Here is a 26,202-nt window from a genome sequence, read left to right as displayed (position 1 = left end):
ACGCCAAAAATCATCGGACATCTCTTGAAAGGCCATGGCATCATCGATACGCGTGATTGTCGTACCTAAGAGGCTATCTTATTTAGAATTTTAATGATTTAAGCATTTTCTGTTCCGGATATCCTCTTAGCCTGGCACAGCGAGGAGGCTCGCATTGCTCTTGAATCCGTGCGCGGCCGAGCAAGCGTTGGCGGCGTCCAGGAACGCCGACTGCAATAGCATCCTGAAGGTGGGGCGGGGACTTGTGGTCCGCTGACCGCGACGGCATAGCCGAGTGTGTTGTTAGCGCTGGAGATGAGAACTTGGCTGATGAGCATACGGCTGCGGCCCACGTCGCGGGTCTGACTGGGGAAACGGCGCACGGCGTCTTGGTGGGCGCGCTGCGCTCGAGTGAGGTCGATACTAACAGGGCGGGGCTTGGCGGCTCAAGGCATCGAAGCACGCGTCAGCAATCCTCATATTGGCCCCGACGGGCTAGAGTTCCTGACCACCCGTGATACTAGATCCGGCAGATGGGCACGCCCGGCGATCCTCAGCGCTCCGAACAACGCTCATCGCACGGGCTTTTCCCATCGGGATCAGGCTTGCCGATCTGTTGTTTCCAGGAAATTACCTTGGTTACTGCTGGGCGAGCACACAGCGTCGGAGCGGACGGCTAAACGCAAGCCGGACCTCCCCGCGACTGAAGTGGACACCGCTCCACGATGCCACGTCTTTACCGGCACTCGGCGCAGAGCCAAGTCAGGTGATCTGGAGGTCTCCTTTCAGCAAGAGATCCTTGATCAGCTCAATCTGTCCTTCAGCCTTGATCATTTCCTCGTTCATGAGTGCCTGCCGCTGATCACTTTCGGCGATCTGGCCTTCAAGCGTGTGGATTCGAGATTGAGTCTCATGCAACTGAGCCTTTTGCTTCTCGATTTCTGCCTGCTTCGATTGTACGAGCGTCGATTGCTCCTCGTGCTTAGACCGAAGTTCCGCTTGCTCCTTGGCAACAACTGCTCTCTCGGCGGCCACCGCGTCAAGCTGCTGCTGACGCTCCGCCGCCAGCTTGGCCTGCTGGTCGCGCGCGCTCTTGAGTGCCGCTTGCTCGCTGGCGAGAGCATCACGTTCTTTGACCACGGCTGCCTTTTCGGTCTTGAGCGCCTCGAGCTGTTTCTGGCGCTCGGTGGCTAACTTCGCTTGCTCGTCGCGGGCGGCCTGGAGAGCGGCTCGTTCTTTGGTTTGTGTGTCTGCTTCGGCCTTGTACTGGATGGCGAGTTTGGCTTGTTTGTCCGCCTCTGCCTTGGCTGCTTCGAGAGCTTTGCTGAGTTCCTCGACCTTGGCCTGAGCACTCGTTTGCGCCTGCGTGCGCTGCTCAAGGGTCTTGGTTAGCTCGTCGAGCTTGGCTTGAGCCTGATCGCGCGCACTTGTCTGCTGCTTGAGCTGCTCGGCGCGCTCGACGGCCAGCTTTGCTTGTTCGTCGCGAGCTGACTTGAGCGTGGCTTGCTCTTTGGCGCAGGCGTCCTTTTCGGCTTTGAGCGCCTCGAGCTGCTTCTGAAGCTCCGCCGTGCTCTTGGCTTGCTCGTCGCGAGCCTGTTTGAGCGCCGCGTGATCCGTGCTCAGCGTCTCGCGCTCTTTGACAAGGGTGGCCTTCTCCGTCATCACCGCGTCGAGCTGCTGCTGACGCTCCGCCACCAGTTTGGCCTGTTGGTCGCGCGCACTCTTGAGCGCAGCGTGCTCGCTGGCAAGGGCGTCACGCTCTTTGACCACGGCCACCTTATCAGCCTTGAGCGCCTCGAGCTGCTTCTGAAGCCCCGCCGTGCTCTTGGCTTGCTCATCGCAAGCCTGTTTAAGCGCCGCGTTCTCGGCTTCAAGCGCCTCAAGTCGATACTGAAGCGCGATGCGATCGAGCTTTAAGCGATTCAGCCGCAGGATCCAGCATGGCTGATCAGGATCGAGGCGATCCTCTGTTGCGATGAGGTCGAAGCCATGCTCGGCAAGCCAGTCGACGACCTCCGTCGCCGGGCGACCCGATTCATAGAGCGCCTCGATGCCACAGTAGAGATGGATGTGGGCGAAGTGGTGCAGATCGCCGGACTGCGCAAGGGACTCCAAGATGGGCAGCTCTTGGCCTGGAAGATCGATGACGAGCAGGTGCTCGTTCTGCTCGTTCAGCTGCAAAGGTTCGAGCAAGGCTGTTGGCGACAGAGCATCCAACGCCAGGCGGTCCCGAGGCTTCAATCCAGGGAACAGTCGTAGCAAACCGACAGCCGGTTGAAGGCTGTTGGCGTCAGGAAGATTGTACCGGTGCAGGGTCGCCTGCCCCGGTTCTGGCGAGAGCGCGCAGCATCGCACCTCAACCTGCTCCAGCTCCGCGGTTCGCGCTTGCAGCTGCTGACAGGCCTGAGGATCCGCCTCGACCAGCAGCAAACGCTGGGCCATCGCCAAATGGTCATCCAACTCGCGGCAGCGACCTGCGCCCAAGTGAACCAGGGTATGCACGGCGCACTGGCCTGCGAGTTGAGAAGTGGTCTCGAATTCTGGGGTCATAGGGATCGCAGTTAGCAATGACTACCTTGCCGTGAGTAAGCCTCGATCATGGTTACGACACGCCCTCGTGGGAGCGCCGCCCTCGGCGCGACGGGAACCAGGTCGCGGCGGGGCGCCGCTCCCACCGGGCGCCGCTCCAACCGACTGTATAGCTTGGCCGGTCTGATGATTGAGATCCGTGAGCCGATGGCTCTGTCGCCCATCCCGCACTAAAGCCGTGCGCCATCGGACGCTGATCCGTGGGTAATCTCTGGCGTGTCCGGTGTTGGCCTTCGACCCTCGGACATTCCAAAGCGAAGGTAGTGAATCAGAGGGTTCATGCCAGACTCAAGCACATCCTGATTCACCTTCAGGTAGTAAGCGGTCTCGAAGCCCGGCGACGGATTCAACCCCCTCATGGCGCCCACGCTCAAGTAGTGCTCGACAGGATCGACGTTCCTGGCGCCACCGAGATACTCCCGCCGATACCAGGTCTCATCGAAGAGCTCCGAGTCCTTGATCAGGCGCCGCTGATGCTTGAGCTGCTTGCGTCGTTTCTGGCGCTCCCTGAAGGTCGAGGTCGGCACCGCAGGCGCCGAGTCCGCAGAGGCGCTCGCGTCCGGCGACTGGGGTACCGCCGCCCGCGCCTCCGCAGGTAGGTCTCCCGCTCGCGGGAATTCAGGGTCGCCGCCGATTGTCTGTGGCCATGACGTCTGAGCGGCTGGAGCCATCTCAAGCGGCACCGGTGTGCTCGCGGTCCGGGCTGCGGTCTCCAATTGGCGCTGAAGGCGGGCGACCGAATCAACCTGCGACCTGAGTTCGGCCGCCAAGCGGCCGAGGGCGAGTTCGAGCTGCTGCCGAGCGATGCGATTGGCTTGCCGCTCCGCCTCGAAGTGCCGCTTGAGTCGCGCGATTCGAGCACCGGCGTCCAGCGCCTGCTGGCTCTTGTCATCGTGCGCCTGCGCGAGTCGCTTCAGTGCCTCCAACAGCTGACTGCGAGCCGTTTTGTTGGCCTCCAGCTCGGGCTCCAAGCTCTGGTTGCGGAGAAAGAAGACTTCCAGCTCCTCTTGCACCTGGTGAAGCTGAAGGAGGAGCAGCTCATTCTCCTCGCTGACGTCCTTGAGAGCGTCTTCCTGCGTTCGTTGCATCGCCTGAATGCGCGCTATCTCAGCGGCATGCTCCGCGAGCTGTTTTGCTTGGCCGTCGCGCTCGGCGGTCACAGAGGCCACCTGTTTGGACAGAGCGTCCCGCTCCTTCTTCAACCCCGCTTTCTCAGCAGCCAGGGTATCGAGCTGACGCTGCCGTTCCGCCGCAGCGCTCGCCTGCTCGTCCCGAGAGCCTTTGAGCGCCGCCCGCTCTTTGACCAAGACGTCCCGCTCTTGGGTCAGCTTGGCGAGTTCGGACTGGCGCTCGGAGAGCTGTTTGGCTTGTCCTTGACGCTCAGCAACCAGCTGAGACCGCTCCTTGGCGAGCGTATCCCGTTCCTTCGTGAGAGCAGACCGCTCTTGCGTGAGCCCTTCGATTCGGCGCTCAAGCTCCGCGGTCGCCTCCGACTGCCCCTTGGCCGACAGAAAGATGCTTTCCAGCTCTTCCTGAACCTGATGCAGTTGCAGCAGAAGCAGCTCATTCTCTTCGGCGAACTGCTTCGCGTGTGAGTCATGCTCGGCCTCAAGGCGCGCTATTTCAGCGGCACGCTCCGCGAGCTGTTTTGCTTGACCGTCGCGCTCGGCGGTCACAGAGGCCACCTGTTTGGACAGAGCGTCCCGCTCCTTTTTCAACCCCGCTTTCTCAGCAGCCAGGGTATCGAGCTGACGCTGGCGCTCCGCGGCTGTCTGGACTTGCCGGTCGCGCTCACGATCAAGCTCAGCTCGCGCCTGCGCGAACGAATCGCGTTCCTCGCTCAATGCACGAAAATCGGCTGAAAGCACCTCAAGTTGCTCTTCGAGCTCCTTGATGCGCGCGGACTGGGTATCTCGCACTTGCCCAAGCGCCCTCAGCGTCTCACCGGCCTCTCGATACTCGGCCCACAGCGCATCAGGATCTGGGAGCGCGGGGGCATCCACTGGATCCAACGGCAAGGCGCACGCCTCCAACTCTGCCTCGATCGCGAGAGATTCGTCGTCTTCACCAAGCAGATGACTCGCGACCAACCGCTCAAGCACCGGCGTCGATGCCCCTAGAGTCGGACATGCCGACTCAAGGTCGAACGCGAGTCCCATGCTGGCCAGGGCTTCGCACAACGCGGCAGGCTGGGCGCAGGCCCGCTCAGCATCGATGAGGAGCGCGCGACGACGATGACGACGCTGGAACGCCATCATGCGCCGGCTGGCTGCTTGCCAGTCCCGAACAAAGCCAGCTGGCTCGACTCCGCGACGCAGGGCATGGGCAAGGGCGGTTTCCGCCCGGGTATAGAAGAGCAGGAAGAGCGCGTCCGGGGCTTGCTCGGACCAGAACTCGAGCAGCCGCAAGCTGCGCTCGTCAGCGAGCAAGCTGGGCGTGCTGTCGGCGGAGAACTGGATGAGTCCCTGCAAGCGCTCCACGAGCGGGCGATCCGGGTTGACGACCGGTTCTGCCTCAGTCTGCGCGGAGTGCAGCACCTCCTGATGCCACTCGGCCAACAGCGCGTCGATTCGCTCCGACACCAGCGGCAACAGATGAGGAACGGCCATGTCCCATCCACTCTCCGGATGTCCTGTTGCGATCAAGAGGCTCATTGGCTCAGGCCCTGCCAACGCCGAATTGCCTCAGGCCAGTCCTGCTGCGCCATGGAGATTTCCGCATAGCCCGCATGCAAGAGGAGATCGTCAGGTTGGCGCGCCATGGCCTCACTGATCATCCGCTCGGCATCTTGATAACGCTGCTGCTCGCAGAGCGCGGATACGTACTCGAGATACGCGCGAGACGGGAGGTCAATGCGACCGGCAGATAGAACCTGCTGCCAGCGCTCGGCCGCCCGCGACCAATCTCGACGCGCCGTCGCCAGCTCCGCGGACTGCACCAGAAGTCGTCCGTCGCCGGGGTAAGCGGCCAGTCCTTCGCGAACGACGGCTTCGGCATCGTCGAAGGCGCGGATCCGCGTCAATCCATCAGCCAGTCCCGCATAGGCACGCCGGGCAATCGCCGACGCGCCCGCCGCATCCAGGATGCGTTGCCAGCATTGGCAGGCAGCGATCCACTGGCCGTCGCGCATCGCCGCCTCCGCGAGATCGACCGCGTTCTCAAGCATCGGCTGGAAGTGCTCGGCGCTCTTGGCGAAGGCTTGCACCCGCTCCAGCCAGGGCTGATCCCTTGGTCTCCAAGCTGTGGAGCCACGCGTCGCAAGGCCGAAAAACAACCGTGTGAAAAAGATGAAACTACCATCTTCCCCTGGATGAGTGGCGGATTTCTCAATGAAGACGCGAGCGGCAACAGCCTCGGCCGGCGCGACGATCGCGGCCGCCTGAAGATCATAGTCATCAAGCTCAGTTCCACCCAACGCCTTGTGGCGACTCGGCTGGAGTTGGACACGTTCGATGACACCACCGTCGTCGGCGATCCACTCGACGCCCAGGTGCCCGCCACAACGGTGGTAGCCAAAATAGCCGCTGAGCTGGTAGCCCCGCTCACCGGCAGTCACCGGGAGCAGGATCGCCTCCGCACAAAGCGTCGTCGCATCCGACTCGTCACTCGCCTTGCGGTAGATGTAGCCCGTGTGGCCTTCATGGAGCCGGGTGCTTGGGTTGAAGTCGGTCCCGCATCCAGGTTGCTCGTTCCAATGCGCGAAGCCCTCTGCAAAGTCGGCGTTTTCCAGCAAGTTCTCACCGGCCAGGGCGGCCGCCAGGAAATCGCCCGAGGTGCGGAGCAGGCTTGGGCTTGTCTGGATCGCCTCCGGCTCCGCCGCGATCGAAAAACGGCTTGAGATCGGCCAAGGCGCCGAGATCCACACTGGCCCCAAGCCATCCGGGCACAGGACATCGGTAACCCCTGCCGATGCATCGGGAAGCTGGCCCACAGATGACCGCTCAAGCTGAACCGAGATCGATTCGGCATCGACGGCGAGCCGAGCCTCGCTCACCAACGCGAGATCATCCTGTTCAGAGACCTCTTCAGCCAGCGCACAGGCCGCCCATGACCCTTGCGCCACACGCCTGATCAGTTCGCACGCACCGGCCGAATAGGGCGCCCAAGCCAGACGGGGAGTGTCGTCCGCGACCACACAGACACAGAGATGGGTCGCAAAGAGAAAACTCGTCGCTTCGCCAGGACCTTCGTGCGGCCCCATGCGAAGACGCAGTCGAGCATGGGTTGCCTCCGCGGGCATGGCGATCGGCCAATCGAGCCAACGATAATCCGACAGCGACGGCCCACCGGGCAGATCCTCGCGCTTCGGGATCGGGCATTGAATCTGATCGATGACAGCTCCCTGCGCATCCAGGAGGTCGAACTCGACGACGCCACCGCAGCGATGGGTTGCAAAGAAACCGGAGCATCGATAGGACAGCTCCCGGCCGGCAAGCAGTTGAATCGGGCGGTCAAGCGACAGGATCGGGCGCTCCGCGTCAGCGGGCGCGAACAGATAGGCCGTATGTCGATCCCGCAAACGCCAATCCTCGCCGAAATCGACGGCGACGATGGCAGGCGCCTGCGCCTGCTCGCCCGTCCAGCCGTCCAGGCTCGCAGCGCCCGAGCCGCCAAAATCACCGTTCGGGAGCAGATTGCGACGACTCAGCGCCTTGCGCAGGAATGGCGTATCCAGATTGGTCCAGTCGAGCTTGCGGGGCTCGGGCTCGCCCTCTGCCAGCAAAACAGCGGGCTCCAGCTCTGACGCTGGGCGGTTGCTCAGTAGCCAGACGGCCTGACCGGACGGACCGGCTCGGTAGAGAGGGGGATTGGATTCGTCCATCAGTCACTCGGCTCAGTCGTAGATGTTGACGTTTTGAATGCGAAAGCCTGCGGCGAAGACAACTGTCGGCTCTGACGCAGCACAGCATCGGAAACCTTGACTCTCACTCCAGTCACTTCCATGGCACCGCACTTTGGCGGACAAGCGCAGCGCCGTTCGCCAATCGCGGCCAGGGGTTTGGGGGCTTGGCGCTCGCTCGCGCACTCTGCCGGCCAAGCTCGTCATTGAGGTCTCATCGCAGGAATCTACCCATCGCCATCCCCGGCATTGCGGTGACTCGGGAGCGCCTTGCGACAACGAAACGCACTCCATTCTAACGGCCTTGGCACAGCTTGACGACTTCAGATCACACACTGACCGACCGGCTTTCAGAGGGCATCCATGAAAAATCGCAGCTCGCTGAGCGCCGCGCGCATGATGCTGTATGCGCTGGCCGTTTCGATGCAACGCAGCCGCATCGCCAGGCGTGCTTCGGGAGACAAGTCGACGAAGGCCGCGATGGCCGCGAGCACCGCCGTATCGCAGCGCGTGTCGACGACATAGGCGTTGTAGCCGGGACGGGCGTATTCGCCCACCCCGCCGAAGATCGGCAGCAACGGCACGCAACCGCTGGCCATGGCCTCTAAGCCCGTGCGACCGAAGGCTTGGTAGTCGGAGAGATCCAGGAAAAGATCGGCGTCACGCAGCAGGTGCGGCACTTCCGCGCGACGCAGCGTCCCGCGATTGGTCACCGCCGCCGTCAGCGGATATCCAGCCGAGGCAATCTCCTCATCCGTCGCACCAAAGGTCTGCAGCGACACCCGATCACCGTAGCGTTCGACGAGCGTCGCCATGATGCGGTGGGTGCGGGCCGGTCCGCGATAAGGCGTCTGAGGCCGCAGCATGGCGACGATCGAAAGTGGTCCCGCGGAGCGCGCCAGATTCGGAAAGTAGATACCGTGATCGATGCTCGGTGCGACCTTGGCCGCGCGGATCCCATGGTTTGCGTAGAGCATCTCCTGCAGCCACTGGGTCTTGACGAAGCAGCGCATGCCTGGAATGAGCTCATAGGAGGCGCGCGCGACATGCCATTGAGCCGAGTCGTGCGGATAGAAGAACGGCTCGTAGTCTTGGACGTAATAGGCAACCAAGGGCGACGCATCTGTCCGCTGCAAGGCATCGCGAATCTCGCTCACCGAGTTATTGAGTGTCGCCACGAGAACGTCGACATCGCCGAGGAGCGCGCCCAACTCGCCAGGGACATAGTGCTCAAGACGCACCCTGCCCTGCAGCTCCGGGTAATTGTCCAGAAAGGCGCCATGGTTGCGCGTATCAACGGCAATCGCGGCTTCGACACCGATTTGGCGCAGACCCAATGCCTCTTGAACGACCGAGTTGGCTCCACCACTGCTCCCAGGCACCGGTAAGACATAGAGAACGCGGGGAAGCGTCATGCTCCGAAATCCCTCTGCATGTGACGACGGATGGCTTCCCGCAATTCGACCAGCACGCTGTTCTCCGCGAGCTCGGCCAACGCGCATTCCACCAGCCGAGGCGCGTGCTTGGCCGCCAAGGCCGCGGCCCCGTCTTGCTCTAGGAGGGCACGCCGAGCATCACCGAAGCTTGCGGACTTTGCATGATGCACATAGACGTGGTCCGCGATCGCGAGCCCATGCCCGGCGGCGACCGCCCTGAGACACAGATCATTCTCCTCGCCATAGCCCTGCGGAAAGGCCAACTCGTCGAGCAAACCAAGCGCCACCACAGTGGGCAGATGCATCAGGGTACAAAAGCCATTGAGAAGCTTCACAGCTGGGAAGGCACGCCGAGAGCAGCGTGACATCAGCTGCGCCATGTCGGCGGGTGTGTAGCCGGGCGGCAGGTGATTGACCTTGAATCTGCGCCTGACATCGAAGAGCTCGGGCACGGATTGCCATGAGGCGGCATTCGAAAGCGGCCCCACGAATTTGATCCGCTGATCACTCGCGGCACATTCGAGCATCCCCTCCAGCCAACCGGAGGTCACCAGGGTGTCGCTGTTGAGCAGAACGACCCAATCGGCACAGGCATTCGCGAAGCCAATGTTTGCGGAACGCGTGTAACCGATGTTTTCCGCGTTGCGGATCAGGCGAACGCCTGGGTTTTCTGCCTGATAGCTCTGGAGCGCCTGGGCGACGTCGCCCCCGGAGGCATCATCGATCAGGAGCAGACCGTACGGCACCCTGGTGCTCGCGCGGATGGATTCGAGACAGGCGAGCGTATCCTCCAATGCATTGCAAATCGGGACGAGAATATCGACTTCGGGGCTGGGAGGCAGCGCAGGACGACGCCGGAGAGTCTCGACAGCCGAGGGATGACCCCAATCGTCGATAAGGCGCACGCGTCCGACCTGAGCACGCAGACTTGGAGATTCAAGTTCGATGGGGGCGTCGACATGTCGATGCGGATTACGCGCACGCGCCGCCGTCCGCGACAGCTGCACGTCCGCCAACACGCAAGCGGCCGCGTGCCCGAGATCGAATTCCAGACGCACCCCATCCGGCGATGCCAGCAAGGCATCGACATCCCGAACCGTCAGCAGGTGACGATGATGCCTGCCCAGGGGACCGTAGGAGAGGCACTTGGCCAAGGTGATCGAATGATCGCCGCATTGCAGGACGACTTGATCCAGGCAGCCATCAAGAGTGCCCTCGGCCGCCACGAGATAGTAGCTGAGCACGGCGGCAGAGCCCACTTTCAGGTCAGCCGCGCTCACGCAGGTCTCCAACCACACCGGCTCCGCACTCTCCCCAAACGCAATCGCGAGACCGTGGTGCGCTTCCCCAGGATCGCCCTCCCAGGGACTGCGGGTGCGAAGCTGTCTGGCCGTCACGGAAACCGCGGTCTCGGCAGGATTCCTGACGATCCAATCCGCGGCGGTCTCGAACCGCGTCGAGCGGGAATGCACCGTCAGTCCATGCGGCCATCGCTGAAAGGCGCCATTGGCCACACCCCCCTGCGCGCGCGCCTCCGGGTGGTACGGCTCAACCTGACCGACACTCGCAACCGGAATCTCGATCCCGTCGTCCAGAGCCAGGCGGCATGGCTCTGGCGGTATCGGCGCATCCTCGGGGAATACGAGTGGCGCAAAACAGGGCGCCGAATCCGCGAACCGCAGCACGGCCCCGAGCCAGGCTGGATCAGCGCTCTTCCAAGGACTGCCTCGGTCTTGAGCCAGGCCAAGAAACGGCCGCGTGAAGAACAGGAAACTGTCCTTGTATCCGCTGTGCGTCATGCCTTTCTCGACAAAAAGCCGAGCGGCGACAGCACCCTCTGGCGCGGGAACCAACGCCTGCTGGCGATCGTAGGCCTTGAGCCGAGTCCCGCCCAGCGCATCCCGCGCGTCAGGCTCAAGGAGCAGCTCATCCAAGAGTGCCCCATCCGACGAGAACCACTGCATCCCCAGCCTCCCGACACAGCGGTGGTAGCCAAAGTAGGCACTCAAGAGATAGGTATTTCCTGGCATGGAGCCGGGCAGAGCGATCTCGTCCGCGTACAACCGGACCGGGCCAACCTCGGAATCGGCCTTCCTGTACACGAAAGCGCTATGCCCGCCCGCGAGACGCGTCCCATCGCTGAAATCCACACCGCTCTCGGACACGCATTCCCAGCCAGCGAATCCCAGCGCGAAGTCGGCATTGACCAGGAGGTTTTCACCTGTCAATGCATCGCGGAGAAAGGCTTCACGCGAGCCTGCCCGCCCGAGGTGTGCGCTCCAAGTGCGCTGTTGCGTCAGAATCCGACAGGGGCCGGCGAAGGGCCAGCGTGAGGACACCCAGATCCGCTCGCTCGATGCGCGACGGAGCACTGACACGGCAGACGCGGAATCCGCCGCGGGCAGGGTAGAGCAGGTCCGTTCGAGGGTGAGCTCAGCGGCCTCGCCATCACAGATCAGCGTCGCCGTCAAAGGCTCCGACCCTTGCGTTTGCGATGCGAGACTGGCAAGTCCCCAGCCGTGCCAGCAGGCATCCCGCCCCTGCGCGCACAGGCGCGCCCCGCCCGCGGAAAACGGGCTCCATGCTGGCGTCTGCTCCTCATCCAGAACGCCCAGAGAGAGATGCGTGAGGAAGAGGAAGCTACTCCGATCTCCCGGCCCCTCGTAGTCGCCAAGCCTCAACCTCAAGTGGACCTGTCTTGCCGCCAACGGCGGTTTGAACGCCCATTCCCGCCAACAATAGCCTTCCAGTGCTTGCCCGCCTTGGCAGCCCTCGGCGTGGGGAACGCGAAAGCGCTCATCGCCAACACTCCGCCCCTGCTCGTCCGTGAAACGGAGCTCGACAAGAGCCGCGCCGCGGTGCGTGGCAAAGAATCCGGAGAACCGGTAGGTGAGTCCTGCGTCGCCGACCAAGAATAGGGACGTGTCCAGCGACAGAGTCGGTCGAAGAGCCTCGGCAGGCGCAAAGAGAAAGGCCGTATGCCCGTCCTTCAGCCGCCACTCCTCGGTGAAATCGAGGGCGACTCTTGTCTCGGGCGGAGCCTCTGCCGTCCAACCTTGGAGCGATGGCGGACCTGCGCCGCCAAAGTCCCCGTTCGGAAGCAGATTGCGCCCACGCAGAGCGTGATAGAAGAATGACTCGCGGCTCGCGAACCATTTAAAAGGTAGCGGAGACGCCTGGTCGGATACCTGCAATCGCGCCGAGCTTGGCCCGAGATTCGACGCCTCACCGAGAAACCAGATAGCGTCTCCCGAGACGCCAAATCGATACATGAGTCTCTCCTCGCCTCGCTCTAAGCCCAGCTGGACTGAGCATCGGAGTGAACTACACCCGAGGTAGCTGCTGAAGCCATCGCGTTCAAACCATCAGTTGTCCGAGACTCGAGGCCGAGGCCGCACAGGAAGAGCGATCTTCGTGCACCGGCCGAAGAAGGCTCATTCAGGAGGAAGCCAAGGCGCTAGGCGCCAAGATTGCGCACGACGGGGCTTCCTTGCGCGCTTGAGAGCAGCGCTGTCTTGTGCTCCTCGCGCTCCAACTGCTGCTCTCGGTAAGACGCAAAGCCGTCATTGATCTGCATTGGTGTATCGGCAAAATCCAGTGGCCACAGCACGCCGGAGTGATGGGCATCGCGGACGCGCTCGGCGATGGCGCCGAGATCGAAGGCGAACACAGGGTATCCACCCCGCAGCGCAAACGAGAGCGTGTAGCTATAGGTTTCAGGCCAGGTATAGGGGAACCAAACGACATGCGGCGCGATGGCCTTCAGCCTGGCGTCCACCTCCTGATCGAGATAGCGCCCGGTCATCTGGACGCCGGCCTCGAGCAAGGGGGCGTCTTTGATGCTATAGCCCAACAGGTGATATTCGAGCGGCAGGCGCCGCTGACGCGCGTCCCGCGCGCAGGCAAGCAGCACGTCGTACCCCTTGAGTTTGCCAATTGCCCCAATCACGACGATCCTCAATGGCTCCCCGCCCCTCAGCCGCGGCTCCGTCAGCGTCAACCGGCTCGGATCGATCTCCTCATGCGGCACAACGCTCAGATTCAGATCGGGATAGTAGCGCAACAGGCGCGTCGCAGCGTCCGATGAAGGAACCCACACCCTCTCCGCCGCCTGCAACACCCGATGGTGCATCTCACGCCAGGTACGGATGCTTGTGACACCGAAGTCGTTGCCTTCCTGGGCCAGACATTGATCGCAGGCCGACTCGCCATGCTCGCCGCAATACCGCCCTTGCCTGTCGGCGAGATTGATGCGGGGACAGATGACTTTGTAGTCGTGGATGTCGACGTCCAAGGGCACGTCGAGCGTCCGGGCCAGCATCAGGAGCTGATCGGGCGCCTCGGCGGCGAAATCGATCAAGCCGTGGCTGTGGATGCGTCGAATGCGCAAGGCACGCAGCCTATCCGCCAGAACGTGTGTGTCGGACAGGGCGTCGGTGGGCACATTGAGCAGTGCCCGACAGCTCGGGTGGCCGAGGCGGACATGGGTTGGCCGCGTGCGATCCGGGCGCATGTAGAAGACGCCCTTGCCTTGCGTTTGCAGCCTGCGGGTATCTTCCTGGACGTGGCGCTCGGCCCCGCCGCCTCGATTGTGGCAGACGATGAGGACATTGTCCTCGCGCGCGCGGGCGATGAGGCGTTCGAGGTCGAGGCGTTGGCGGGCGGGCGCGAGCGGGTCGCGGCGGATGAAGGCATCGACCTCCTGCCGATAGGTCGGATGGCGCCGCGCCATCTTCTTCATCGCCGCCGCCAAGAGGTGGCCCTTCTCGCCCTTGAACGAGGCACCGCCGATGTGTCGCACGAAGGTGTCGGCCGCGATCAGATTGACCCAGCCACGGCGTATCGCCCGCTGACAATAGTCATTTTCCTCCCCGTAGCCCCGCCCGAACGTCTCGGCGTCGAAAACCCCCAACTCGCGCAGCGCGTCGCGGCGCAGGTAGAGGCAGAAACCCACGCCGGTCGGCGCCTCGACCGCTTCGCCCGCGTTCAAACGCGCGGCCATGGCATCGAGCGCGGCGTAACCGGTCTCGAGCGGATAGGGGTTGTCATGTAGGAAACGCGGGTAGCTGCAAATGGTCGCGTTGTTGGACAGCGGGGTGACGGTGGCAACACGCGGATGACGGTAGGCGGCGGCACGCAAGCGGTCGAGCCAATCTCCATAGACTTCGGTGTCGGAATTGAGCAGGACGACGTCACGCTCGGGGTGCAGGGCCATTCCCTCGTTGGCGGTCGCGACGAACCCGAGGTTGCGCGGGTGGCGGCGCAATTCGAGCAGGCCGCGCGCCGCGAGTCGCTCAAGCTCTTCGACCAGTTGCGGATCGGGACTCGCGTCCTCGATCACGGTCAGGGCGAAGGGCGTGCGGTTCTTCGCCGCGAGCACGCTGTGCAGACAACGCCGGGTCAACTCACGGTCTTCATAGACCGGAACGATCACGTCGACGAGCGCCGCATGATCCTCGGGCGGAGCCTGGAAGTTGGCACAGAGGTCGTCGATATCAGGCAGAGACTCAACGAGCGCCAGGTACGGGATGCCGGACGCGGCGACGGGTACATCGCGCGTCGGACGCTCCGCGAACCGCCCGCATTGCAGATAGTGGAGCAACGGATTGATACGCCCCTCACGCACCTCCGGATTCGTGCGCAGATAGTAGGCGCCGTCGAACTGAGGATTCGGCGAGCGTCCCTCCGCGCCGCCCCAGCGCAGGTAGTGGAGCATGGGCTCGTGCTTTGAGCGCGCGATGTCCTTGTTATTGGACACGTAGTAACGGAGATCGAACCAGGGGCTCGGCGCGACCAGCCGATACCGCCCGACGTAGGCGTAGTGCAGGAGCGCGTTGACCCGGCTAGTCTTGCCGGCCGCCCGCGCGCGATAGTAGCCAGGATCGAACAGCGGCATCGGCGAGCGGCCTTCCTGGTCACCATAGGCGGCATAGTGTCGCAACGGCGGCATATCCGACTTGGCGACATCCGGATTGTTGTCCAGGTAGTAGGTTCGGTCGAAGAGGTCGGTCTTCTTGATGAGGTGAATCAAGACGCCGCGATAGCGCTGGCGCAGGCGATGGGTTCGAGCCACCGCGCGAAATAGGAACAACCCAAACAGCAGCAACTCGCCACGGCGGGCCAGAACGCGGTGTTTGAGCAGGATTCTCACGACGCGAGGTCCGCTTCGCCGAGCAGTGCTTTGACGGTCTCTTCGACGATCTGCCCTGGTGCAAGCGGCTTGGGGGGCTCCCAGGGTTCGTCGGGGTCTGGCAAGGGATCGTAGAACAGCCGACCATCCTCGCGGCCCATATACTCCCGGGCGATGTAGGCGTAATCCGCGGCATTCTCCTCGATCAGCTCAAGCCGACGCCCCGGCGAGAGGGTGGATTGTTTCGGCTCGACGGCAGACCCAGACCGAGCATGCCTGAGCAACCGCTCGCGAACCTCGGGGGGAAGCTCGGCACGCTGAAAGATCTCCATCAGTTGCAGCGCGGACGGGGAGAAGGATGCGTTACGCCGTGGCGACGAAATGCGGTCGAGGAAGGGAAAGTCATCCACGCGGCGCCCGAGGTCGTGCGCAATGGTGCGCAGCATGTCGATGACGATATCCGGTGCGTACTGTTGGCGCTCATAGGGTCGCACGACGATATTCGTGCCGCCGAATACACTGGCCCAGCGCTCCAGCAACGCACGGTAGCTGAACAGGGACGAAGGCCGGCGTTGCCGTAGACGCATGTAGGCATCGATTCCAGCACGCCAGGGTGGCTTGCTCGTTGATTTCAATGCCTGACTGTACAGCGCGGGCCACCATGTGTCATGCCGTCGAAGGTAGACGACGATCCGAACGTCATGAGGCTCCAGGAAGTCCCGCACGGGACCAAGTGGAGCGGGCCGGACAAAATCCTCCGAGCTGAGGAGCACGGCCGCAGGCGACGCACATGCGATTTCCCTTTCCAGGGCTTCTCGTAAATCGGCGATCGCATCCAAGCCGACACCCCGATGGTGACCGGTGGTCACGAAACCAAGTCGATGCGCCAAATCATGGTGAGCCGAACCATCTGAGCCTGCGCACGGGTACAACAGACCCTGGTCCAAGAGTCGATCACGGTGAGCACTGAAGAACGACTGGATCGCGGTCGTCCCTGTTTTGTTGACACCAATGTGCAAGAACACCTTCGCCATAACGCACTTCTTTTCGATCCATTACAGGTGAAACGCAGCGAGCCTTCCGAGGGGAAGAAGGCGCAGCCAGTAGCCAGATGCTAACGCAAAGCGCGGGATCTCGCGGCCGAAACAGCCAGACACAGGGCGCTCAGCTCTGATGGCACCCGCACCCGCACCCGCAAGACCATGGGGCAGAGCGCTGGGGTCGAGACGACGAGCCTCTTTTCCATACTCATCGCCGTTTCGACGCGCGACTAGAAATCCTTAAGCATCATCCCGAGCAATGAATCAAGCAGTTCTGCTTGGCTCAGGTGCTTTCCTTGGCTGAGCGACAACGCCTCAACTCAGCGTCAAGACGGCCGATCGCCTCCAAGGCGGCTACGGCAAGCCCTTCCAGCTCAGCGCCGTTGACCCTATCCAATACAGCAGGCGACCTCAATGCTCTCCCCGCATAGGCATCGGCCTCCCACCAGCGCCGGTCACTCAGCATCTTCTCGCGGTCATCGGGCGCTAGACGCAAAGACAAACGCTCATTGTCTTCCCGAAAGAAATCCACGAGCTCACGCACTAGGCCGGGGCGCATAACCCATGGCGTGTGCGTCTTATCGAGTCGGAGATGTCGACTCAAGACGAAATCGATTGCCGAATCGTGCGGACCCGCGCGCAGCTGACGGTGACGTTGGAAGAGCCTCAGAACGATGGCGGGAAGCCCGCGATTGATCTGCGCCTGCGGCCCCACCGCGTAGCCGAGATCCGCCATGAAATCTTGGACGATATCTCCGTCGAGTACCCGGACATTCAACTGCTCGACCCATGGTTTGGATTCCCATTGACTAAGCAGCGAATGCCAGCACACGCTGTGCCGCTGGCGGCGAATCCACTGGCCTGACTGGAGCGTGGTCCAAGCCCCCCATTGCCACCAAGCCGAATTCATCCATTCCACTTGCGGGCGAACGTATGCCACGACTTCGACCCGAAACCTGTCGTCCGCAAATAGGCAATCATCGGCAAAATGGGCTGGATGCGCCCCCCAAGCCTCACAGGACAGAATCACGGTCTCGTGCTTGCCACCAAGCTCTTCGAGCACGGCGCGCGCATCCCTTTGCTGCTGGGCGGTCAACGCCTTGATGAGATCCCCCCCGAGCGATGAGCAATAGCCATAGGGCGAGGAAACCGCGCTCCTCGCTAACTCAGCCCCCGACAGAACCCTGCCATCACGCTGCAGCGACACGTAAGCGCAACGACCCTCAGTGACTTGCTCGAGCGCGGAGCTGCTCAGGTAGCTTTGAAGGGCACTGGAGCCACACTTTGGCATCCCCAGATGAAGCAGCAGTCTGATTGGGGCGCGCGGTTTCGGCACTCTACGCCAGCGAATCATGGAGAGTCATGCCACATCAGTCTTGCCTTAGGATACAGCGCCGCTAACAGCCCAGCTCACAAGTCTAAGTGTCCGGTGGAAAGCGAGCAACCAGAACCAGAAGGGCGCCAGTCATTCTCAGTGCAGCGCCTGACTCCACAAAAGCCAAGTCGGACATGGGACGCGCGGAACAGCATGACGACGGTCCATCGAGATCGTCTGCATCTTGCGCCCGCCTATTGGCGTTTCCGCGCATCGGCGGAATCGAGGACCGGCTCGCCATTCTGAGCAGCGCCCATATCATGCGCTGTCAGCGAGAAGGCGCCGAGCTTCTCCCGGGCATAACCTAGTAAAGCCTGCCTAAGCACAGCATCCTGAACCAAGAAACGGATCGCCTCAACCCAGGTGCCGACGTCCAACGGCGCCAGCCATCCATTGACGCCATGCTCAATGGTGTCGCCGCAGACACCCGCCGACGCATAGAGCCCGACAGCACCCGCACGGGTGATATCGAAGAACTTGGTGCAGGCGCGAGCGCGATTGAAGGGTTCGTCAAGCAAGGGAGCCAGGCCGATGTGACGTCCGGGCACAGTCAGAAAGGCTTGATAGGCCGGCCACGACATGGGGTGCACGACACTTGTTCGAGGAAGGCGGCGATAGTGGCGATTGACGTCGGCTCCGCCAATGATCTCGAACGTCAAGCGCGGCTCCAAGCGCAAGACGGTTTCGATCACCGGATACAGCCAGCGGATTTCGGACGCGTGAGAGGCGCTGCCGTGGTAGAAGAGCCGAACGCTGTCGTCACGCTCAACCGCAGGTAGCGCGACCGCTGGGATCAGCCGAGGATGCCATTCGGCATATTTGGCTTCAAGATAGGGCGTCGATACCCACAACTCGGCGCCCTGCCCTCTCAGCCAACCCCGCCGCCATGTGGACAAGCGCGCAAGCTTCCAGCGGTAGCGCCACGGCAGCCCCTTGGCCGCGCGGCGATCCAGGAGATCGTCATCCATGAAGAGGACCACCCGCCGCAGTCGCGACCGATGCGCTTCGACCAGCCGCATCCATGGCTGCGGGACGTAGCGCACGAAGACGATGCAAGCGCCGTCGAGATCGGCGGAGGCAGGGACTTGCCGGAAGCCGCATCGGATGATCCGGCAGCCCGCGGCGCGCAGCGCGGGGAGGACGAAGTAGTCGGAGGAGGGATTCGGACGCTCCTCGACGACATAGACAACGGCGGACAGATGAGCCTGGTTCAGCACCATGACGGGGTACCCTGCAGCGCGCACCGGGAGTGCGCGCTGAGAGCACTCGGCACAGAAACCAGGCGGCAAGACGCAATCCGCATTCCGTTCGGGGTACACTCAGCGGTCGACATTCGCCACTCGCCACCGCTCGCTTGCATGATTGGGATCCTCTCCCCCGGCATTCTCAAGATTCCGCGCCTCGCGGTGCTCTTAGGTGAGCCGATCGTCAGCGTGCACCCCTTTCGCGCACCGGCAGGGCTCAGCGCCATCGCCGGCTGGGGACGCAAGCGAACCGCCGCTCGCGCCAGGCACTACGCACAGGCGCACAGCCTACCCTATCTCGCCCTCGAAGATGGTTTTCTGCGTTCGGTCGGACTGGGGTCGGACGATCCGCCCCTATCGATCGTCGTCGATGACCGTGGCATCTACTACGATGCGACCACGCCATCGAGACTCGACGCGCTCATCCGCCAGCCCCTGTCAGCCCAGCAACGCCAGCGGGCTTCGGCGCTTCAGTCGGCATGGCAGGCAGCGCGGGTATCCAAATACAACCATCTGCCGGCACATCGCGCACGACTGAGCCGTCCCTACGTGCTCGTCGTCGATCAAACCTGTGGTGATCCCGCGATCCATCTAGGCTCGGCAAACGCCGAATGCTTCGAGCAGATGCTTGGGCGCGCGCTCGCAGAGCACCCAGAGTCGCAGATCCTGGTGAAGATTCATCCGGATGTCTTCGCCGGAAGAAGGCGCGGCCACTTCGATCCCCGCGCACTGGCAGGCATGGAGCGCGTGCGGGTGTTGAGCCAGGACGTGCATCCTGTTTCGCTCATTGCGAACGCCGAGGCCGTCTACACGGTCACCTCCCAGATGGGATTCGAGGCCCTGCTGTGGGGGCGCCCGGTGCGGACCTTCGGCATGCCCTTCTATGCTGGCTGGGGCTTGACCCGAGATACCTTGCCTGCCCCGGCCTGGCGCCGCCCCGTGGAACTCGAGCAATTGATTCACGCCGCGCTCATCGCCTATCCGCGTTATCTGGATCCGGAAACCGGCCAGGCCTGCGAGGTGGAGCGCCTCTTGAGCTGGATGGGCCTGCAACGGCGCATGCGTGAGCGCTTTCCAGAGCCCATCCGAGCAATCGGGTTTTCAGCCTGGAAACGTCCGCTGCTTCGGCAGTTTCTGCAGGGCAGCCAACTCGGTTTCGCGCCCAGTGTCAGCAATGCGGCGAACGGGGAAACGCTGGCGGTGTGGGGGACGGCGGCGACGCTCGACGGGGCCGAAACGCTGCGCCTGGAAGACGGGTTCCTGCGATCGGTCGGATTGGGCGCGGACTTGATTCGACCGCTCTCCTGGGTCGTGGACAGACGTGGCATCTACTATGATCCGAGCCGCCCGTCCGATCTTGAGGTGATCCTTCAAACGGCCGACTTCGACACGGGGCTGCTCGCACGTGCCCGCACGCTACGCCAACGCATCGTCCGCGCCGGGCTGACCAAGTACAACGTGGGCGCGGCCGGATGGGAGCGGCCACGCGCGGCAAGCCGTGTCGTGCTCGTCCCGGGCCAGGTCGAGGCTGATGCATCGATTCGTCGGGGCGCGCCGGGGATTCGACGCAATCTCGACCTGCTGCGGCAGGCCCGGCGAGACAACCCCAGCGCCTACCTCATCTACAAACCGCATCCCGACGTCCTGGCCGGTTTGCGCGCGCGCGGGGAGGCCGAAGAACAGGCTCGGGAGTGGTGCGACGAACTGGTGCCCGATGTGCCCATGGGCGCGCTCTTGGATCAGGTGGACGAAGTGCAGGTGCTGACGTCGCTGACCGGGTTCGAGGCCCTCCTTCGCGGCAAGCAGGTCGTCTGTCACGGCCAGCCCTTTTACGCCGGTTGGGGCCTCACGACAGATCAGGCACCCATCGACCGTCGCACCCGTGCTCTGACGCTCGACATGCTCGTGGCCGGCGTCCTGATTCTCTACCCCACCTACGTAAGCCTGACCACCGGCCGCTTCACCACCCCCGAACGCGCGCTGGACGAACTCCTGGCGTGGCGAACGGATGGGCGCGGCCTGCCCTGGTGGCGCCAGGCCGTCAGACCCTTGCTCGGCTGGCTCGCGCGTCGCCGCGACTGAGCCTCTCACGGTGTCAGGCTCGAAGGCGCCTCAGTCCTTGTGGTCGCGGATGATCGCCATCAGGAGCTGCGCAATGAGTCCCGCCAGGAGCGCAAGAATGGCGAAGACCGTGATGTTGTAGAGCCGCCGAGGCTCGGTGGGATAGTCGGGGTCGGTTGGCGCCTGCAGCACGGAGACCTGTTTCAGTGAGCGCGCCGCCTCGACGCGCGTATTCTCCAATGCCGCCAAGGAGCTCGAATAGAGTTCGCTGGTGAACTCGGTCTGCAATCGCAGCAACTCGAATTCCGCCGACAGCCGATTGAGCGCGTCACCCGAGGCGCGCGCGAGACGCGCACGCTCGATGCTGATCTGTTCGCGCATCCCGCGAATCTCGCTGTTCAGACGCATCATCTCCGGTGAGCGCGCGCTTTGAGAAACACTGATGGCAGCCTTGCGCGCCTCGAGCTTGGCCAGCTCGCTCTCGAGCCCCGCCACGACCGAGCTGATGCTATCGACCGTCCCGGTCGGCGACACCAGCCCGTGCTTGTTCTGGTAGGTCAGCAGCGCGTCGCTGGCCTCGACCATGCGCGTGCGCAGCGCCTCCACCTGAATCTCGATGAAACGCACCTGCTCCTCGGCCAGACGATGCCCCATGTCGTTCATGTGGGCCTCGCCGGACTGGAGCATGAGGGCCACGATCCGGCGGGCCGTTTCCGGGTCATAGGCCTGGGCGCTGACGTGAAGCACTTGCGCGTACTCGTCGAGCTCGACGGAGACGCGCTTGAGGAAGTAGCGGTGGAATTCCTCCGCGGGCACGTCCGACGCGGACAGGCGGGACAGCCAGTCGATCCCCGAGCTGGAATAATGGGCGCGCAGGTTGAGCTCCGCATCCAGTAGAGCCAGCATGTCGGTCGAGAGCAGGTAGTCCCGCATCATCAGCAGATCATTGCCGGTCGGGCCGGGTAGGATGGCGGAAAGCCCGACGCGTGGTTGGGCGATCTGCGCGCTGAGCAGGACGACATGCGCGCGCGAGACATAGCGGTCCGTCGCAAACAGGGACCAGTAGAGGGTCGCGCCAAGGATTGCCGCCGAGATCAGGACCCATGTGGGATAGGTGCGCAAGAACTTCATTGAACGCCCTTTTTGGATGAGGCCATGGCCAGACCAGTGGCGAGCGAGGGTGATCGAGTTCGCGTTCGACCCCGCCCGAGCCAGAGGCGCCCACGCGATCCGAGCCGCCGACGTCCGGAGAAGCAAGCTCCTGTCGAGACAGGGCGAATTCGGTTAGCGACCATGCACAAGAAAGGATCATCGAGGTGGCCGGCAACGGCGCCCCGAAACCCAACCCATACGACCAAGCCGCACCCCGGATGCAGCCCACCCCAATCGGCCACCATCAGAAACGCTCCCGATCGACCTTCATAGGCCGAGACGGCTTGACACTGGCGTTGTACGCCTTGAGCGCGTCGTCGATATCGTCGAACCAAATCGCGTCGCCCTTGCGCAGCCAGAGGCCAGCCTGACAGAGGTCGCGGAGGATGCCCTCGCTGTGCGACACCATGATGATATTCGACGTGCCGATACGATCATGAAAGGCCTTCTTGGCCTTGGCCTTGAAGGAGGCATCGCCGGTCGCGGTCGCCTCATCGGAGAGGTAGAGGTCGAAGTCGAACGCCAGCGAGAGGCCGAAGGCAAGCCGGCTGCGCATGCCACTGGAGTAGGTTCGGATCGGCTCGTCGAAGGCCTTGCCGATCTCCGCGAAGTCTTGCACGAAATCGACGACCTCCTGGATTCGGCAGGCGTTGCCGTGGATGCGGGCAACGAACTTGACGTTCTGGCGCCCCGTCATGGAGCCCTGAAACCCGCCGGTCAGTCCGATCGGCCAGGAGACGCGGCCATGGCGGATGACCTGGCCGCGGTCGGGATAGTCCATTCCGCCGATCAACCGCAAGAGGGTCGATTTGCCCACGCCATTGCCGCCGACGACGCCCAGGCTCACGCCCTTGGGCAAGCGGAAATCCAAATCCTTCAAGACCCAGTCTGTGGGGTGATGGTTGCGCGTGTGATAGCGCTTGTAGACGCCCTTGACCTCGATCATTGCGCCTTCAATCGCTCCGCGAAGCGCACATGCAGCGCCAGCCCGAGCGCGAGCGTGGCGAAGTTCCAATACCAGAGATACTCCAGATGGGTGCCCCCGACCACCTGGTAACCCGGGAAGAACTCCACGCGGAGCATCTCAAGGCCGTGCATCACCGGGTTGTAGAGCAGGTACTGCAGGAACTGGTGCGGGATGTTGTGCAATGGAAAGATGGCTCCCGACAAAATCATCAAAGGCAGGCCCAGCATCTTCACGAACGGCTCGACATCCGGCACCAGCCGAGCGGCAACGGAGACGACCAGCCCGCACCCCAATCCGAGCAGCCAGATCGAAAGCCACACGAACAATGCCTCCAGGGGGTGCGCCGGCAGGGCATCGATGCCCACCAAGAGTCCGATGGCGAGCAGAACGACGAGCACGAGGCTGCGCAGAATACCGTCGACGCCGGCGCGCACCAGCACGGGATCCACAGCCTTGACCTGGCGATAGGCGAACAGCGCCTGGCTGGACTGGACGGCGGTCAAGGAACGCATGAGCCCATCGCGAAACAGGAAGAAGCCGAGCAGACCGACAACCAACCAGGGAATGAAATCGGCACCAACGATGCCCTGCGTCCGCCACGCCAGGCTCCTAACTGCGCTCATGATGGCCATGAAGGCCACCGGCTCACCCAGCAGCCAGAACCATCCGAGCCTGTCGCCCGTGGTGCGAGCCAGGATCTCGCGCATGAAGAGCGCCTGCCAAACGCTCCAGGTCACTTCCCAGTGGGATCGCATGTCGACGCTTCGTTAAGGCCGGTGTTCCCGGGTCTACAAGGCGGAGTTGGAGACATCCAAGGCGATCTTGGTCGTGAAGGCAATCTTGTAGAGGATCTCCGTCAGGGTCTTGGCAAGCTCCAGGTTCTTGGTCGGAATCTTCGGCAGCACCAGAATCTCGTCCCCGGCGCGCAGCGTCGCATCGGCCGCGGAGACGACCTCGCCGCTTTGACGCGCCAAGAGCACATCCCGCGTATTGGCCCGCTCCGTGAAGCCCCCTGCCCGCTCGATGTAATCGCTGACACTTTGGCTGCGCTTATAGACCATGGCCTGAGGCACCAGCACCTCGCCGCTCACGAAGACGGAATCAGAGCGATTGGGGATGGTGATGACGTCCCCATCCTGCAGGCTGGTATTGCGGACCTTGCCACTCTCGGCGACCACCAGCCGCCCCGTCGGCTCCAGCTTGCGCGCACGGGTCACGAAGTCCTGAATCAGCTCGGCCTCCGAGACACGGATCTTCGCCTCGTCGACTGTCTGAGAAGAGGCGCCGAGATAGGCGGTCTCGAGCCGTCTCAGGCTCTCGTCGAGCGACTCGCGCTGGCGCTGCGCGACGCTCTTGCGGCGGATCGACACGCTATCGACGTCTGCCAGCTCCGGGTCCACGGGGACACTATCGAGCAGCTCCATCAACTGCGCGTCGCGCGGGACCGTGAAGCGGGAAGGCCCCTCGAAGCTGCCTTCGATCTGCACGACGATGGTCTCATTGCGCTGGTCGGCCGAAAAGAGGAGCTGATCGCCCGCCTGCACCCAGTTGCTGCGCAAGTCCGGCATCGTCAGATAGGAGGAAAACGGACCCGTATCACGCACGCCCGTCAGCAGCACATGCGAAACCCCAGGCTTCAGTTGCACCCAACGCAGCAGCTCATCGACAGACTGCGTCGGCGCGTCCAGCTCGAAGCGATAGGCCTGGGCAACGTCACCGGCAACGGCCACCATGGCGCCCTGCCGGCCCACCACGATGGTATCCCCTTCCTCGAATTGCGGTCGCGGCAAGACACCGTTGATCAGAAAGGGGTAGAGGTCGACATGGGCGATGGCCCGATTGTCCCGCGTCACCCGGATGTCGCGGAAGCTCCCGGTCTCCAAATCGATCCCGCCGGCCTGATCCAAGAAGTTCAGAACCGAGTCGCGCGGCGGACCCGAATAGCGCCCTGGATTCTTGACATAGCCAGTCACGAACACCGCCACGGGCTGCACGCCCTGGAGATTCGTGTAGACCGACACATTGTCCGTGTAGATCTCCTTGATCGCCTTGGTCACGCGGTCATTGAGTTCCGCGGCCGTGACGCCTTGCACCTGGACCGGCCCAACCTCGGGGATGAAGATGTTGCCCTGGGTATCTACGGGCAAGACCAAGTCGACTTCCAGCGCCCCCCAAGCCCGAACCGTGATCTGATCGCCAGGCATGATGCGGTAGCCAGGATTCAACTCCGCCGTCCGCCTGCCGCTGAAGCCGCCGGCAAAGAGATTCGACCCGAAAGGTTCGATGTCGTCCGTCCTCGGGATGCCCACCAACGGCGTCGGCGCCACGTTCTGAAGCGGCGTCACCACGCGCTGGTCCGCCGCGACGTCCACCTTAGCGCTGATACCCTGCCCCTGCGCAAGCGCCGAAAGCCCAAGCAGAAACAGGAGGATCAGGCCAAACCTCAACAGGGCGCCGCATGAGAGTAAAGATGGAGAAAGGGAATTCAGGTTCACCGCCCACTCCAGGTTTGCGCGCGAGCGGAGCTGTCACCCAACACGGGACGACCGTCGATCTGTAACAGACGGACCGCCTGCCACTCCTTATTGTGCTTCGGGTTCTGGCAGGCCAGCGCGGGAGCCGCCCGGCCATCCGGATCGATCGTCAGGTTGCGGCAGTTGCGACCGCTAGCCGCGGCGTACTGTTCATGCAGCAGCACATGGATATCCGAGCCCCATGGACTCTGCGGGAGCCACAGCAACGTATTGGCCGGCTCACGCGTCAGTAGATCTTGAAAATTGACCATCTCGACCGAGGGCTCCTCAGCCTGACCGAACGAGAACAGCTTGGAAGACCAATCTGATTTCATGGACAGGTTCGCGCAGCCGGCCAGAAGCGCCGAGAGGAAAGCCAAGCTCAAGCTGAGAAAAACCCGTCGCAAAGCAAAAATGCCTCATGTGTAGGTTGGCGCGCCCAAGCTGCCGCGCAAGCAGGCGGTAAGGGTAACGAACCCGGCCCTTGCCGATGAATGCCGCTCACCCGACAACCGCTTTGGCGGCAGATCCTAGCAGTTTTGCACCAAATGGACCAGAAGCACCACTCACTGGTTGGCCACCGTTTCATATTCACAACACCCGTGTCTCCCAACGCGCTCGAAAGTGACGCATCGAGCCTTTCGGAGACAATCAGACAGCATACGTCAACCCCGCACGCCAGGTCGGCGGATATCGCACACAAGCCCACGGCAATGCTGCTCTAAACATCGCCAAACGCCACTCTGTCGAATGCGAGCAGACAAACGGGGTAAACGCTAAACGACTTGTCCGAGTGATTTGCGGACAGACTCTTAGGGGGAGGCGCGGAGCAGGAGATTTAGCACTGGAGAAATCAGAAGGGCTGGCGCTTTGAAG

15 protein-coding genes are annotated in these 26,202 nt (G+C 62.9%); 1 reads left to right on the top strand and 14 read right to left on the bottom strand.

Annotation, left to right across the window (positions count from 1 at the left end; genetic code table 11):
- Nucleotides 1-741 precede the first annotated feature (741 nt).
- The 9 genes from CKO23_RS14880 to CKO23_RS14840 form a co-directional block, all read right to left on the bottom strand.
- On the bottom strand, nt 742-2,439 hold the full coding sequence (locus tag CKO23_RS14880; protein ID WP_200332579.1) for a hypothetical protein: 1,698 nt from the start codon (nt 2,437-2,439) through the stop codon (nt 742-744).
- Between the two features lie 299 nt (nt 2,440-2,738).
- Nucleotides 2,739-5,177 carry a hypothetical protein gene (locus tag CKO23_RS14875; RefSeq protein ID WP_200332577.1) on the bottom strand — a complete coding sequence of 813 codons (2,439 nt, stop codon included), beginning with the start codon at nt 5,175-5,177 and terminating at the stop codon, nt 2,739-2,741.
- 41 nt (nt 5,178-5,218) lie between these two features.
- Nucleotides 5,219-7,390, bottom strand: a complete 2,172-nt coding sequence (locus CKO23_RS14870; RefSeq protein WP_200332575.1) for a tetratricopeptide repeat protein — start codon at nt 7,388-7,390, stop codon at nt 5,219-5,221.
- A 368-nt stretch (nt 7,391-7,758) separates the two neighbouring features.
- Nucleotides 7,759-8,823 carry a glycosyltransferase family 4 protein gene (locus CKO23_RS14865; RefSeq protein ID WP_200332573.1) on the bottom strand — a complete coding sequence of 355 codons (1,065 nt, stop codon included), beginning with the start codon at nt 8,821-8,823 and terminating at the stop codon, nt 7,759-7,761.
- A complete protein-coding gene (locus CKO23_RS14860; RefSeq protein ID WP_200332571.1) occupies nt 8,820-11,756 on the bottom strand; it encodes a glycosyltransferase family 2 protein in 2,937 nt (978 codons plus the stop codon). The genes CKO23_RS14865 and CKO23_RS14860 overlap by 4 nt, the downstream gene beginning before the upstream one ends.
- A gap of 545 nt (nt 11,757-12,301) precedes the next feature.
- On the bottom strand, nt 12,302-14,995 hold the full coding sequence (locus CKO23_RS14855) for a glycosyltransferase (RefSeq protein WP_200332569.1): 2,694 nt from the start codon (nt 14,993-14,995) through the stop codon (nt 12,302-12,304).
- A complete protein-coding gene (locus tag CKO23_RS14850; protein ID WP_200332567.1) occupies nt 14,992-16,008 on the bottom strand; it encodes a hypothetical protein in 1,017 nt (338 codons plus the stop codon). The genes CKO23_RS14855 and CKO23_RS14850 overlap by 4 nt, the downstream gene beginning before the upstream one ends.
- A 289-nt stretch (nt 16,009-16,297) precedes the next feature.
- Nucleotides 16,298-17,221: a hypothetical protein gene (locus tag CKO23_RS14845; protein ID WP_200332565.1), complete on the bottom strand. Its 924-nt coding sequence runs from the start codon at nt 17,219-17,221 to the stop codon at nt 16,298-16,300.
- A gap of 362 nt (nt 17,222-17,583) precedes the next feature.
- The gene (locus tag CKO23_RS14840; protein WP_200332563.1) at nt 17,584-18,357 is read right to left on the bottom strand and encodes a glycosyltransferase family 1 protein; all 774 of its coding nucleotides are present in this window, start codon (nt 18,355-18,357) and stop codon (nt 17,584-17,586) included.
- 390 nt (nt 18,358-18,747) lie between these two features.
- Here CKO23_RS14840 and CKO23_RS14835 point away from each other — a divergent pair, with 390 nt between their 5' ends.
- On the top strand, nt 18,748-20,715 hold the full coding sequence (locus CKO23_RS14835) for a capsular polysaccharide biosynthesis protein (protein ID WP_200332561.1): 1,968 nt from the start codon (nt 18,748-18,750) through the stop codon (nt 20,713-20,715).
- A 30-nt stretch (nt 20,716-20,745) separates the two neighbouring features.
- Here the strand turns inward: CKO23_RS14835 and CKO23_RS14830 are convergent, their stop codons facing one another.
- The 5 genes from CKO23_RS14830 to CKO23_RS14810 all read right to left on the bottom strand — a co-directional run bounded on the left by CKO23_RS14830 (nt 20,746) and on the right by CKO23_RS14810 (nt 25,706).
- Nucleotides 20,746-21,825, bottom strand: a complete 1,080-nt coding sequence (locus CKO23_RS14830) for a chain-length determining protein (RefSeq protein WP_200332559.1) — start codon at nt 21,823-21,825, stop codon at nt 20,746-20,748.
- Between the two features lie 265 nt (nt 21,826-22,090).
- A complete protein-coding gene (locus CKO23_RS14825) occupies nt 22,091-22,792 on the bottom strand; it encodes an ABC transporter ATP-binding protein (RefSeq protein ID WP_200332557.1) in 702 nt (233 codons plus the stop codon).
- Entirely contained in the window at nt 22,789-23,568 is a 780-nt protein-coding gene (locus CKO23_RS14820; protein WP_200332547.1) for an ABC transporter permease, read from the bottom strand. Before CKO23_RS14820 ends, CKO23_RS14825 begins: the two co-directional genes overlap by 4 nt.
- A 33-nt stretch (nt 23,569-23,601) precedes the next feature.
- The gene (locus CKO23_RS14815) at nt 23,602-25,260 is read right to left on the bottom strand and encodes a polysaccharide biosynthesis/export family protein (RefSeq protein ID WP_242482457.1); all 1,659 of its coding nucleotides are present in this window, start codon (nt 25,258-25,260) and stop codon (nt 23,602-23,604) included.
- A gap of 44 nt (nt 25,261-25,304) precedes the next feature.
- Nucleotides 25,305-25,706 carry a DVU3141 family protein gene (locus tag CKO23_RS14810; protein ID WP_242482456.1) on the bottom strand — a complete coding sequence of 134 codons (402 nt, stop codon included), beginning with the start codon at nt 25,704-25,706 and terminating at the stop codon, nt 25,305-25,307.
- Nucleotides 25,707-26,202 lie beyond the last annotated feature (496 nt).

It is taken from the genome of Thiocystis violacea, assembly GCF_016583565.1.
Taxonomy (GTDB): domain Bacteria; phylum Pseudomonadota; class Gammaproteobacteria; order Chromatiales; family Chromatiaceae; genus Thiorhodococcus; species Thiorhodococcus violaceus_A.
This window is presented reverse-complemented; position numbering and strand designations above follow the sequence as displayed.